The sequence below is a fragment of the Mesorhizobium sp. URHB0026 genome, from assembly GCF_054059755.1.
In genome coordinates this window covers 4,773,250-4,786,363 of sequence record NZ_JBSSCN010000001.1, presented here as the reverse complement: position 1 = coordinate 4,786,363, position 13,114 = coordinate 4,773,250, and the positions used below count along the sequence as shown (strand labels likewise).

Here is a 13,114-nt window from a genome sequence, read left to right as displayed (position 1 = left end):
GACGGAGCGCGTCAAGTCACGCGCCCTGATGACCTCAGACGGTCTTGGCGGCAACCAGCGCGTCGATCTTGGCGCACAGGTTCTTCATGACGAAGTAATCATCGGTCGAAGCCTTGCCGTCATTGACTTCCTGGGTCCACTTTTCCAGCGGCACCTTGATGCCGAATTCCTTGTCGATGGCGAACACGATGTCCAGGAAGTCGAGGCTGTCGATACCGAGATCGTCAATGGTGTGGCTCTCGGGCGTGATGGTGTCGATATCGATCTCGCTGGTGTCGGCAATGATCTTGGCGACTTTGTCGAACGTGGTGGAGTTCGTGGTGGACAAGGGGCTTTTCCTTCTTTGCGGGCGGAATCTGTCCGCATTCGTTTGGGCGCTGTCTAATCGGTTTTTCCCGGCAGGAAAAGGCCTGTTAAGCCGGGCGCAGATGGGTGGGATGCCCAGGAAACGCAAGAAGGGCCGCCGGTCGACCCGGCGGCCCTTCCGTTGACGCAACGTAAGCTCAACCGTCGCGGAGCTTGACCAGGTCGTTCAGCAGCCCGCCCGTTCCGTTGTGGACGGTCAGCCGCTCGACCTTGCCGGCGATGGTTTCCAGAGCCTCGAGCTCCTTCAGCCGCAGCATCACCGGGTTCTCCGCCATGACCTTGGCCGTGTTGAGCAGGGAACGCGTGGCGTTCGTCTCTTCGCGGCGGCGGATGACGTTGGCCTCGGCCTGCTTTTCGGCCGAAACCACCTGGTTGAGGATCTCGCGCATCTCACCCGGCAGGATGACATCCTTGAGCGCGATGTCGCTGACCTCGACCCCGATCTCGGCCATGTCGGCACGGACCTTGGCCGCCGCTTCCTCGTCGACCGTCACCTTCTTTTCGAGGATCTGGTCGAGGGTGAGCGCGCCCAGCGTCTTGCGGAACGCGTACTGCAGGGCGCGGTAGAGGGCCTCGGAGAAGTCCTTCACCGCGCTCACCGCCTTGACCGGATCGACGACCCGGTATTCGGCCGCGATGTTGACGCGGATCGTGACGCGATCCCTGGTCAGCACTTCCTGCCCGGCGACATCGAGCGACTGACGCTTGAGGTCGACGACCTTGATCTGCACCATCCGTCCGACGTTCCAGAAGCCGTGCACGCCAGCGGCAAGCGTCCGCACAAGGACACCGTCGATGAACAGCAGCCCGGCTTGGCCGTCGACAACCGGGTGAACGGACATCAATTCCGTCTTCCGAGCCTGGCCGAGCCGGCGCATGACCGCTGGATCGATGCCAAGATCGGCCGAGGTGTCGACCACCGTCACCTTCCACGGTCCGGCGTCCGTCCACAGCACCAGCTTACGGTCGGGGGCCTGCACGGAATGCAGGTTGCCATCACGCTCGATGACCGCAACTTCCGTGCGCCCGGTGCGCACGACGGTGAAATGACGCGCGGCCACGTCCGGGAGCTTGTCGAACAACGCCTTCTCGTACGCCGAAACGAATTCCGGGCTCTTCAGATCGTGCCGGGACACCTCAAGGCTCTGGTTCCGGTTGGCGAGCCAGTGCTCACCCGGCAGCAGGACAGCCTTGATCTCTCCCTTGTAGAGAGTGAGGGCACGTTCGTTTTCCTTAACCAGGACGCGCTCGCGCTCAAGAACTGTATCGAGAATAGTCATTGTCTTACTCCTGTCGGGCATGGCCCATGCGGGCGTCACGTCATGCGTCGATCTTCCCTTCGTTTCTCGTTCACTTCCAATTCCGGACACGAATGGTCCGGGGACTGGCATCGATGCGCGGCGGGCCTGTGGGAGCGGATCGCGGGGCAGCGAAGCGGGCGCCGGAGCGAGCCTCCCTTGCCGGCATCGATGCGCCTTGACCATTACCGCGAGCCTGGCCGCGAGCCGATGGCATCGGACCTTTCGATACGTCCTGGCCCGAAGGCTTCGGCCGTCTGTCACGTCTTCAGCATTGCAGTCCCCGGACCGGTTCAGATAACACCTGGCAGGGTGCTGGCTTATCAGGCCAATGGAGAAGGATTCGAACCTTCGACAATCAGATTAACGATCTGATGCTCTACCCAACTGAGCTATCCGTGGTGTGGATGAAGGGACTCGAACCCTCGACCTCCGGACCCAAATCCGGCGCTCTCACCTCTGAGCTACATCCTCAATCCCAATCCCCGAGACGGCGCCGTATACAGGACTGCAAAGCAGCCTGCACGAGCGGAGACGAAAGCTCCAACCGTTGTGCTCGCTTCGGTTTTCGTGACCGGGAGCGCGCCTATAGCCCCTGCGACTGGTTGTCGCAAGCGACATTGTCGTTTCGAATTCGCCGCTTCTTTCGGGGTGGCATTTCGGCAACACTCATTTGCCGCGCCCGCGATCGGGAGCAGCGGCCTCAGAAGGTGACGCGGCCAAGTACGCGCAAGCCGTCGCCTTGCGGCTCGACCACCACGGCTTCGCCTTCGCGGGGCGACACGCCGGTCAGCGCCACGATGTTTTCGAGATGGGTGACCAGGACCAGGTTGTCGGAGCCGGAATAGGCGCGAATTTCCTTCATGATGGCGGCGATCTGCGCTGCTTTCCGCGCGTCGTCACCTTTCAAGAGATCGAGCGGCGCGAACAGCTCCGGCTCGGCCTCGAAGGCGGTGCGCGCGGTGTCGAGGCAGCGGCAATAGCGGCTGGACAGGATGCGCTCGATGGGAGCCGCGCGCGCGGCAAACAGGGCGCCGATCTTGCTTGCCTGCTGCTTGCCGCGCGCCGACAGATTGACCTGGGTGGCGCAATTGCCGATGTCGAAATTGGCCGGGTCGGTGGTGCCGGTGACCATGGCGTGGCGCAGCAGCACGACATGGCCGCCATCGCGCAGCAGCGCCCAGCCAGCGTCCGTCGCGTGCGCGGCAGCGGGGACGACAAGCAGGAACAACGCCAAGGCTAACCGGATCATCGCCACCCTTCCGTGAGTCCGTATCGGGCTCCAACCATTCGCATATAGGGATTGGAAAGCGGGCACAAAGACAAGCCGGGCGTCAGCCGCGTCTCACGCCTCACATTTTGGCGAGCTGCTGCTTCACCAGATCGATCTTCTGATCGGTGAGCGGGATGGGGATCGTGTAGCTGGCTTCGGCAAAGCCCTGTTTGGCGTTCTCGAAGAATGCAATCGCCTTGAGATATTCGGGCTTGCCGCCGCCATGGCTGGCGCGGTTCCAGCTGACATCGCCAAGATTGTTCTGTTCGAAGGCCCACTGCAAGGGCTGGCTTTGCCTGGTGAACACTTTCAGCGTCGCCGTGAACGCCGCCTCGGCCTTATCGAGATATTTGCCGGTCCGTTCGATGTTGCCGAGGTTGAACAGGCTCATGCCGATGCCGTTCTGGGCGTTGGCCCAGTCGACGGGGGCCGTCTCGAGGGTCAGCACCTCAAGTGCCGATCGCCGTGCGGCGATCGAATCCCGCATGGTCCCGGCGTCGGCATTACTCATGCTCAACCAGTGCAGCGTCGAGCCGAGGCCGGCCTGGCTCAGCGCCCATTGCCGCGGGTTGGTGTCGCGTTTGTACTCGCGCAATGCGTCGCGGTAGGCGGCGATCGCCTCGCTGTAGTGCTCGGGTTTGTCCGACACGCCGCCAAGAAGCTGCAACGTGTTGCCGAGATTGTAGTAACTCATCGCCCAGTCTAGCGGGAATTTTCGCCTGACATACACCTGCCGGGCTGCCTGGAACGCCGCCGCCGACTGCTCCAGCCTGGCTGCATCGCGGGTGCGCTGGCCAAGTGTCTGGTAAATCGAGCCGAGATTGTTCTGCGCCGACGCCCAGTCCATCGGAAAGCGCTGCCTGGTGAACACCGTCAGCGCATCGTCGTAGGCTGCCGCGGCCTCTTCGAGCGTGCCGGTGCCCATGTCGAAACGGGCGATACCACTCAGCGCATTGCCGAGGTTGAGCCGGCTGGTGGCCCACGAGACGGGGAATGTGTCGCGGGTTCGCACTTCGAGCGCGGCGCGGAAGGCGTCGGCGGCCTGGTTGATCCTGGCCTTGTCGTTGAGCTGGATGCCGAAGGTCACAAGCGTATTGCCGAGATTGTTCTCGACCATCGCCCATTCGACCGGCGTTTTCTGGCGCGTGTATTCCTCGAGCGCCAGCCGGTAGGCCGCTTCCGCCTGCGCCAGATGCTCGCCGCCGGGTTCACGTTCGGAGAGTGCATAGAGCGCGAGGCCAAGATTGTTCTGCGAGGAAGCCCAGTCGAGGGGAACCTTGTCGCGCGGGCGCTTCTCCAGTGTGGCGCGCATCGCCGCCACCGCCTCGTTCAAGCGCTTCGGGTCGCTCTCGCGTTCGCCGATCTTCAACAGCACGTTGCCGAGATTGTTCTGCGCGGCGGCCCAGTTGAGATCGTCTTTCACACGTTCGAACACGGCAAGCGAATCGCGAAAAATCTGCGCGGCCTCTTCAAGATGCGCGGTTTCGGTCTCGCGCTCGCCGATGTTCTGCAGCACCACGGCCATGTTATTGCGGGTGATGGCCCAGTCGCGATTCTGTTCGCCATTGGGAACGAAGTTCAAGATGGCGCGATAAGCTTCGATCGCGTGCTGAAGTGCATCCAGGTCGCCGGTGGCGTAGCCATAGGAATTAAGCGCCTCCGCCTCCTGGTTCTTGTAGTTCCAGCGAAGCTTGTCATCCCATTTCTCGGCCAGCGAGATCGCCTTGGCGTAGTCGCTGGCGGCCGATCTGTAGTCGAAGACCAGCGCCGAGGCGTCGGCCCGCTTGGCGTAGATCGCGGCATCGGCGATGCGCTTCCGCTTGATCAATTCCTCAGACTGATCGACCGTGTCGTTGGTCTCCTCGACCCGCCCCACGGCATCGTCGAGGAATTTTCGCGCCGTGGCGATCGCACCCTGGCCGATTGCCTTGTCGGCGGAGGCGACCAGACGTTTGATATCCGGGTCGTCGGTGCGCAACGCGGCGCGCTCGGACATCATCTTCTTCAGGCGCTCGGCCTGCGCATCGAGCACTTTCCGCAGGTCGGTCGGATCTTCGGGGATTTTCTCGGTGCCGAGCGCCTTCAGCACGCCGTAGAGCGCGTCGAGCGGGACGCCTTCCTGCAGCGATGCCAGCTCCACCTGTGCCCGCTTGGGGTCGGGCAGATCGGAAATGGTCAGCAGCAACTGCCGCCGCTCGCCGGTGATCAGCCCGTCATCGCCGGTCGGCTCCGGCGGCGCGACACCGAAATAGAGTAGGCGGCGCAGGCTTTCGTTGACCCAGGGGCGCTGCTTGGTCTTGGTGTCGAGATAGACCTCCTCCGTCACCATGCGCATCACCGAGCCGAACTCGGTGCCTTTCATCGCCGCGAGGTGGCGCAGCAAAGCCGCCGCGTAGGGGCTGTTTTCACCAGCGGCGCCATCGAGCGCCGGACGGCCGGGTTCCGCGGCGAAGCCGATCACCGTGCCGAGGCTCGCATCGGCCGCCGGCGCGTTGCCGAGGGCCTTGGCGCCGCGCACCGGTTCCAGCCCGCCAGCTCCGATCGGCTCGGCCGAGGCGGTTGGCGCGCGCCGCACCATGGCATCGGCTGGAAACGGATTGGTCCGGCAGGCATCGAGCAGCATGATCGTCACCGGCACGGTTTTCCTCAATTCGTCCACGACGTCGGAAATCGGCACCAGTGCCTGATTGGCATCCTTGAGCGACGCAACATCGGCATCGACCGGGACCAGATAATTCTCGCCGCCGGCTTCGATCCGTGACCCGAATAATAGACGAGGGCGACGTCGGCGCCCTCGGCATCCTCGACGAAGCGTTCGAGGTCGCGCTTCAGTTTACTCGCATCGCGGTCGGTGACGTTGCGGGCGTCGAAGCCGAGATCCGTCAACATCTTGGCCATGTCGCGAGCATCATTGGCCGGGTTGGGCAGGGCGGCGAGGTGTTCGTATCTGGACTGGCCAACGATCAGCGCCACGCCCTTGAGGTCCTTTGCCTCGACAGGCCGAAGCATCGACGCGGCAACGCAGACAAGCATGGCGACTAACAACGTCAGCCACGCACGCAGGAAAAGACGAGGTTTCGAGGTTTCGACAAAGGTCATTTGTCGTTCCGCCCTGATGATCCAAGCCATCTATAACTCCGCCAGCCGACGATGATCAAATTCGGGCGCGATTGCGCCGCGACCGTGGCTCGCCTATCCCTGAAAAATGTCTCCGCTTACCGAAACCGTCCTGTTCGTCTTCAGTCTTGTCGCGCTCGGCTATCTCGCCGGGCTCACGGGCTATTTGAGACCGGCGAGCGGCGAGGGGATATCCGACTTCGCGGTTTCGGTGGCAATGCCGCTGCTCTTGTTCCAGACCATGGTCAATGCCGATTTTCATGGCGTGGCGCCATGGCCGCTATGGGGTGCCTATTTCACCGCCGTGGCGATCACCTGGGCCGCCGGCCATGTCGTCACCACGCGGGTCTTCGGTCGCGATGCGCGCGCCGGGGTCGTCGGCGGGGTGTCGTCTGCCTATTCCAACGTCGTGCTGCTCGGCGCTCCCTTCATCCTTGGCATATTCGGTCCGAGCGGCTTCGAAGTGCTGTCGCTGCTGGTCTCGGTGCATCTGCCGATCATGATGATGGCTTCGATCGTGCTGTTCGAGATGTTCGGGCGCGGCAGCGGCGAACACGTCCATCCCTTGCGTGTTATCAGAAGTTTCCTCAGGCGGCTGTTCATCAATCCGCTGATCATCGGCATTGTGCTGGGGCTGGCATGGCGGCTCAGCGGCGTGCCGCTGCCTGGTCTCGCCATGCGCCTGGTGGATGCATTGGCAGATACGGCCGGGCCGGTGGCGCTGTTTGCCATGGGGCTCAGCCTGCGCCGCTTCGGGATATCAGGCAATGTCCGGCCGGCGCTGGCGCTTTCGGCGCTCAAACTGTTCCTGATGCCGGCACTGGTTCTTGCCTTCGTCTGGCTGCTCGGCCTGCCGCCCCTGACCGCCAAGGTGGCGGTCGTGGTGGCGGCGCTGCCCTCCGGCATCAATTCCTATCTCATCGCGGTGCAGTTCAACACCGGCCAGGCGCTGGCATCGAACCAGATGACCATCGCCACGGCCTGCGCGGCGATCACAACCGCTTTCTGGCTGACGGTTGTCCTGCATGTTTTCGGATAAGGTTGGCGACGGCGTACGCAACGCGCTCTCGTCTTGTGCTGGTCCAACCCCTATATGCCATCTTGCGATTGCTTGCGGGGCTTTCCCTAGGTTAAGAGCAATGGCTCCAGCGCGCGGTCCTGCCTGCGCTTTACCGAAGACATCCAGATAGCGGCCCGTGAGCGCCGAACGGAGGCTAGACCATGCTTCAGAAAACCAGCCATTTCATGCGGCAGGCCAATCTCATCAACGGGGAATGGGTGCAGGCCGACAGCGGCCAGACGGTCGATGTGAACAACCCGGCTACAGGTCTCAAGATCGGCACCGTACCGAAGTCGGGCAAGGCAGAAACTCGCCGCGCCATCGAGGCCGCCGATGAAGCTTTCAAAACCTGGCGCAAGACGACCGCGCTCGAGCGCTCGAAGCTGCTGCGCAAGCTGCATGACGCGATGATGGACAATCAGGACGTGCTCGCCGAACTGCTCACCATCGAGCAGGGCAAGTCGCTGTTCGAGTCCAAGGGCGAGATCGGTTCGGCTGCCGCCTACATCCTGTGGTTCGCCGAAGAAGGCCGCCGCACTTATGGCGATGTCGTGCCCTCGCCGTGGGCGGACCGCCGCATCCTGGTGACGAAAGAACCTGTCGGTGTCATCGCCGCCATCACGCCATGGAATTTCCCGTCCTCGATGCTGGCCCGCAAGCTCGGTCCCGCACTTGCCGCGGGCTGCACCGCTGTCGTCAAGCCGGCCTCGCAGACGCCATATTCCGGCCTTGCCTGGGGGGCGCTTGCCGAGGAAGTCGGCTTTCCCAAGGGCGTCGTCAACATCCTGACCGGCGCCGCCGGTGAGATCGGCGACGAGATTTGCGCCAATCCGTTGGTCAAGAAGATCACCTTTACCGGCTCCACCGAGGTCGGCAAGATCCTGATCCAGAAATCGTCGGTGACCGTCAAGAAGGTATCGATGGAACTCGGCGGCAACGCGCCCTTCATCGTCTTCGACGACGCCGATATCGAGCGTGCCGTGGCCGGCGCGATCACCGCCAAATATCGCAACTCCGGCCAGACCTGCGTCTGCACCAACCGCTTCCTGGTCCAGGCCGGCGTCTATGACAAGTTCGTCGAGAAACTCGCCGCGGCCAGCAACGGGCTGAAGGTCGGTTCCGGCCTGGAAGAGGGCGTCCAGCAGGGGCCCCTGATCGACGAGAAGGCGGTCGAGAAGGTCGAGGAGCTGATCGCCGACGCCACGGCCAAGGGCGGCAAGGTCGTCGCCGGGGGCAAGCGCCACGCGCTCGGCGGTTCGTTCTTCCAGCCGACGGTCATCGCCAACGCGACGCCGAAAATGCGCTTCATGAAGGAAGAGATCTTCGGCCCGGTCGCACCTGTGTTTAAGTTCGAGACCGAGGAAGAGGCCGTGGCGCTCGCCAACGACACAGAGTTCGGCCTTGCCTGCTACTTCTACACCGGCGACCTCGGCCGCGCCTTCCGGGTCATGGAAGGCCTGAAATACGGCATGGTCGGCGTCAATGAAGGGCTGATCACGACACCTGAAGCACCGTTCGGCGGCGTCAAGGAATCCGGACTTGGCAAGGAGGGCGGACATCAGGGCATCGAGGATTACCTCGATACGAAATATGTGTGCATCGGCGGCCTCGGCCTCTGATAGGCTAGTCCTGAGGCAGGCTCGTAAACCTGCCTCAAGGCTGAAGAACCAGCCGAAGTCCTTTGGATCCACTGACGTTTTGCGGGCATGATGATGAAGGACGGCGAGGTTTTCGGCACGACGCAGGCAGGCGAACCGGTCCGCCGCTTCACGATCACGGGCGGTGGCCTCACCGCCAACATCATCGGGCTCGGCGCCATCGTCCAGGACCTGCGCCTGGCCGGGCATGATGCGCCGCTGGTTCTCGGCTACGGCACTCTGGAAGCGTATGAGACCGATACTGGCTTCTTCGGGGCGGTGGTTGGGCGCTACGCCAACCGCATCGGCGACGCTCGTTTTACAATTGGCGGCAACCGCTATCAGACTGAGCGCAACTTCCTGGACAAGCATACGCTGCATGGCGGCTCGCAAGGCTATTCCCACCGGCCATGGACGGTTTCGCTGCATGGCAGGGACTTCGTCACGCTGACGCTGCATGATCCCGATGGCGCTATGGGCTTTCCCGGCGCGCTCGACGTTACCTGCACCTACCGGCTGAAAATTCCCGGCACGCTCAGCGTCGAACTGACGGCGACCTGCGAGGAGCCGACGCCGTGCAATCTCACCCAGCATTCCTATTTCAACCTCGACGATGGCGGCACGGGCGACATTCTCGACCACAGGATGATGCTGAACGCTGGCGCCTATCTGCCTGTCGACGGCGACATGATCCCGACGGGCGTGGTCAAGCCGGTCGACGGCACGCCCTTCGATTTTCGCCAGGCGCGACCGCTGCGCATGGAGACCGAGGGCGAACAGTTGCCCTACGACCAGAATTTCTGCCTGGCCGCGGCGCGCGGTCCGCTTAAGCAGGCAGCCTGGGTGCAAGGGGCGAGTTCCGGCGTCGAGATGGAAGTCTGGACCACCGAGCCCGGTGTTCAGCTTTATACCGGGCAGTATGTGACGCCACGCAGCGGCCTGGACGGACGGGGTTACAAGGCCTTCAGCGGCTTCTGTCTGGAGCCGCAGATATGGCCCGACGCGCCGAACCGGCCCTATTTCCCGCAGGCGACGCTATGGCCTGGCGCGATCTACCACCACGTGACGGAATATCGCTTCCGGCAGGGCTAACTTTTTCAGGATTGCTCGAACGCCGCCCGTAGCGTCTCGAACGGCGCCAGCGCGCCCCGGACCTGCACGACGGCGGCGGCGACGCGGTGCGCACGCTGGACAGCGTCCGCCGGGTCAATCCCGCCAAGCCGTGCGGCGAGATAGCCGCCGTTGAAGGAATCGCCCGCACCTGTCGTGTCCACGGGCGCAGCCACGTGGATTGCGGCGATCTCCCGCGGCGCTCCACCCTTGCCAATCAACGCCGGTGCCTCGCCGTTCTTGACCACGACCTCCTTGACCAATTGCCCGAGGCGCTCGGCGGTCGCCTGCGGTGTATCATCGCCGAACAGCATCTGCTCGTCGGGGAACGTCGGCAGCGCGATGTCGGTAACCGCAAGCGCCTCGGCAACCGCTGTTTGCGCGTCCTTGCGGTTGCGCCAGAGCCGTGGCCGATAATTTGGATCGAAGGCAATCAGCGAGCCCGCCGCGCGCGCCTTTGCCACGGCGGCCAGCAGCGTCTTGCGCGCGGTCTCATCGAGAATTGCCAAAGTGATTCCGGAAAAGTACACAAGCGCCTGATTTTCCAGATTTTTCGCCAGTGCCGCCGGGTCCGACGCGAGCTGCCTGGCGGCGGCGTCACCGCGCCAGTAGGTGAAGGAGCGCTCGGCGCCGGTCAGCGTGATGGAATAGAGGCCAGGGCGCGCGCCCGGTATGACCGGACTGGAGCCGATGCCGATGCCGTTTTCGGCGAAGAAGTCGATCTGACCCTGCGAGAAAGGGTCGTCGCCGAAGGCCGAGACATAGGTTGCCGGCCGGCCAGCGCTTAGCGCATGCAAGGCCCACAGCGTGTTGAACGTGTCGCCGGCAAAGCCCATGCGCCAGTTCGGCCCGGTCTGGCCCGACAGTTCCAGCATGCATTCGCCGATCGAGGCGACGCCGTTTCCCACCATCTGCAATCCTCCAGTGATTTCGGTGCTGTAGCTTTTTGCCGGACGCGGCGCCATGCTTGGCAAGCAGGCTTTTTTCCGCCACAGCGTTTTCCCACAGGCCGGCGGGATGCGATCCGCCCGGCAGGACGTTATCCGCGAAAGAGGAACCGGTTTGGCATCATTATGGCGTTATCTCCTGGCAGGTCTTGGTCTGGCTGCTTTGCTGGTCGGCGTTCTCGCGGCCGTCTATCTGACCGCGCCGCATTCGGCACAGCCCGTCGGCCCGGATGTCTCGCGGACGAAAAAAACCGACAACGGGCTGTACGTAGCGAGTTTCGTGCCGGAACGAGGCGTCGTGCGGCAGGGCGAACTGGAATCCTGGCTGCTGACGCTGAAGACGAAGACAGGGGCCTCGGTGGAACGAGCCGCGATTGCCATCTCCGGCGGCATGCCGCAACACAATCACGGTCTGCCGACCAGCCCGCAGGCGACCGACTATCTAGGCGAAGGACGCTACCGCATCGAAGGGGTGAAATTCACGATGAGCGGCTGGTGGCAACTGCGTTTCGCCATATCATCCGGCGCGGGCTCCGACACTGTGCTGTTCAACGTGGTGCTGTGAGCGGTCGATGAAGCGCTTTTTCTGCTTTTTGGCACTGACGGTGGCAGCCATCCTTGCCGGTTGCGGCAAGCCGGATTTTTCGGATGCCGAGAAGAAGACGATTGCATCGCTCGCGCTGAATACGCTGCCGGCGCTGAAGCTTGATACCACCAACCGCTTCGCCGATGAGCCGGCCGCGGCGGCGCTCGGCTCGACGCTGTTCTTCGACGTCGGGATGAGCCGCGACGGTACGGTGTCCTGCTCGACCTGCCACAAGATCGACCGGCAGTTCCAGGACGACCTGCCGCAGGCGGTCGGGGTCGGCCACACCAACCGGCGCACCATGCCGCTGGCCGGCGTGGCGCGCGACCCCTGGTTTTTCTGGGACGGACGGCGCGACAGCCTGTGGGCGCAGGCGCTGACACCGCTCGAAAACCCGTTGGAACAGGCAGGAAACCGTGCTGCCTACGCGCATTACATGAAGGCGCGTTTCGGCGAACGCTATGAGCGCATCTTCGGGCCATTGCCTGATTTATCCAGCATTCCGCCAAATGCCAGCCCGCTTGGAAGCGATGCCGAAAAAACCGCCTGGAACGCGATGAGCGACGCGCAGCGTGATGCAATCAACGGCGTCTATGCCAACATCGGCAAGGCGATCGCCGCTTTCGAACGCTCGATTGAGCCGGCACCGACACGCTTCGACCGCTTTGCGCTGGACCTTGCGACAGGTGCCGAGCCGAAAGGCGATGCCGTCTTTTCCACGGAGGAAATCCTTGGGTTGAAACTGTTCGTCGGCAAGGCCAATTGCGTGACCTGCCACAACGGCCCGCGCTTCAGCGACAACGGCTTTCACAACACGGGTGTGCCGCCTGTTGCCGACCTGCCGGCGGACCGTGGGCGCGTCGATGCGGTGGCTCAGGTCGAGGCCGACCCGTTCAACTGCTTCGGCGCCTATCGCGATGGCGAGGCCAGTGCCTGCGGCGAGCTGCGCTTCATGGTCAAGGATGCGCCGGAACTTGTGCGCGCCTACAAGACGCCGTCGCTGCGCGGTGCGGCGACGCGGCCGCCTTACATGCACGCCGGGCAATTTTCATCGCTCAACGAAGTCGTCGCTCACTATGCCAAGGCTGGGCCAAGCGTCGAGGGCACTTCTGAAATTCACCCGCTGGAGCTCTCGGACCGCGAGCGCGCCGCACTGGTGGCGTTCCTGAAGACGCTATCGGAATAGGTTACCTGTCCTTGACCGTCTCCATCGCCACGAAGGTCGAGGTCTGGGCGACGTGGGGCAGGGCGGAGATGCGCTCACCGAGCACGCGGCGATAGGCGGCGATGTCCTTCGTGCGGACCTTCAGGAGATAGTCGAAGCTCGACGCCATCATGTGGCACTGCTCGATCTCCGGCACGGCCTGGACAGACCGGTTGAAAGCGTCGAGCGCGGCGGATCGGGTGTCCGATAATTTCACCTGAACGAAAGCGACATGGCCTTCGCCCATGCGCTCGCGGTCGATGATCGCCTGGTACCCCCTGATATAGCCGTCCTTCTCCAGCCGCTTTACCCGCGCCTGCACCGGTGTCTTCGACAGGCCGACCTTGGCCGCCAGTTCCGACATCGAAAGCCGGCCGTTGCCGGCCAGTGCCGACAGGATGTTCCTGTCAATGCGGTCCAATTGATCTTCTGTCATCGAAACAGCAGCCTGAAAGAGCAATTTTTGGCAACACCATAGGTCAATTGAGCTGCCCTGTCGATTTTTTCAGACCGCCT

At 63.2% G+C, this 13,114-nt stretch carries 10 protein-coding genes, 2 tRNA genes and 1 pseudogene; 5 read left to right on the top strand and 8 right to left on the bottom strand.

Annotation, left to right across the window (positions count from 1 at the left end; genetic code table 11):
- Nucleotides 1-34 precede the first annotated feature (34 nt).
- The 6 genes and pseudogenes from ACVWWD_RS23610 to ACVWWD_RS23585 form a co-directional block, all read right to left on the bottom strand.
- Nucleotides 35-328: an acyl carrier protein gene (locus ACVWWD_RS23610; RefSeq protein ID WP_023769901.1), complete on the bottom strand. Its 294-nt coding sequence runs from the start codon at nucleotides 326-328 to the stop codon at nucleotides 35-37.
- A gap of 175 nt (nucleotides 329-503) precedes the next feature.
- Entirely contained in the window at nucleotides 504-1,646 is a 1,143-nt protein-coding gene (locus ACVWWD_RS23605) for a slipin family protein (protein WP_457103443.1), read from the bottom strand.
- Between the two features lie 346 nt (nucleotides 1,647-1,992).
- Nucleotides 1,993-2,061, bottom strand: a tRNA-Asn gene (locus ACVWWD_RS23600).
- A 2-nt stretch (nucleotides 2,062-2,063) separates the two neighbouring features.
- Nucleotides 2,064-2,138, bottom strand: a tRNA-OTHER gene (locus ACVWWD_RS23595).
- Between the two features lie 229 nt (nucleotides 2,139-2,367).
- The gene (locus ACVWWD_RS23590; protein WP_023791678.1) at nucleotides 2,368-2,916 is read right to left on the bottom strand and encodes a histidine phosphatase family protein; all 549 of its coding nucleotides are present in this window, start codon (nucleotides 2,914-2,916) and stop codon (nucleotides 2,368-2,370) included.
- Between the two features lie 100 nt (nucleotides 2,917-3,016).
- A pseudogene (locus tag ACVWWD_RS23585) lies at nucleotides 3,017-5,946 on the bottom strand (caspase family protein).
- Nucleotides 5,947-6,142: 196 nt separating this feature from the next.
- Between ACVWWD_RS23585 and ACVWWD_RS23580 the strand changes: the two are divergent.
- From ACVWWD_RS23580 to ACVWWD_RS23570, 3 genes are all read left to right on the top strand, one after another.
- Nucleotides 6,143-7,093 (top strand): AEC family transporter, encoded by a 951-nt coding sequence (locus tag ACVWWD_RS23580; protein WP_023769905.1) that lies wholly within the window; start codon nucleotides 6,143-6,145, stop codon nucleotides 7,091-7,093.
- A gap of 182 nt (nucleotides 7,094-7,275) precedes the next feature.
- Nucleotides 7,276-8,733 (top strand): NAD-dependent succinate-semialdehyde dehydrogenase, encoded by a 1,458-nt coding sequence (locus ACVWWD_RS23575; protein ID WP_140661079.1) that lies wholly within the window; start codon nucleotides 7,276-7,278, stop codon nucleotides 8,731-8,733.
- A gap of 87 nt (nucleotides 8,734-8,820) precedes the next feature.
- Complete coding sequence (locus ACVWWD_RS23570; protein WP_352548969.1) at nucleotides 8,821-9,843, top strand: aldose epimerase family protein; 1,023 nt, start codon at nucleotides 8,821-8,823, stop codon at nucleotides 9,841-9,843.
- Between the two features lie 5 nt (nucleotides 9,844-9,848).
- On the opposite strand, the gene ACVWWD_RS23565 is transcribed toward ACVWWD_RS23570, so the two are convergent.
- Entirely contained in the window at nucleotides 9,849-10,772 is a 924-nt protein-coding gene (locus ACVWWD_RS23565; protein ID WP_352548970.1) for a sugar kinase, read from the bottom strand.
- 151 nt (nucleotides 10,773-10,923) lie between these two features.
- Here ACVWWD_RS23565 and ACVWWD_RS23560 point away from each other — a divergent pair, with 151 nt between their 5' ends.
- Both ACVWWD_RS23560 and ACVWWD_RS23555 read left to right on the top strand, forming a co-directional pair.
- Nucleotides 10,924-11,373: a FixH family protein gene (locus ACVWWD_RS23560; RefSeq protein WP_023791673.1), complete on the top strand. Its 450-nt coding sequence runs from the start codon at nucleotides 10,924-10,926 to the stop codon at nucleotides 11,371-11,373.
- Between the two features lie 7 nt (nucleotides 11,374-11,380).
- Nucleotides 11,381-12,580 carry a cytochrome-c peroxidase gene (locus ACVWWD_RS23555; protein ID WP_352548972.1) on the top strand — a complete coding sequence of 400 codons (1,200 nt, stop codon included), beginning with the start codon at nucleotides 11,381-11,383 and terminating at the stop codon, nucleotides 12,578-12,580.
- A gap of 1 nt (nucleotide 12,581) precedes the next feature.
- On the opposite strand, the gene ACVWWD_RS23550 is transcribed toward ACVWWD_RS23555, so the two are convergent.
- On the bottom strand, nucleotides 12,582-13,034 hold the full coding sequence (locus ACVWWD_RS23550) for an Lrp/AsnC family transcriptional regulator (RefSeq protein WP_023769910.1): 453 nt from the start codon (nucleotides 13,032-13,034) through the stop codon (nucleotides 12,582-12,584).
- Nucleotides 13,035-13,114 lie beyond the last annotated feature (80 nt).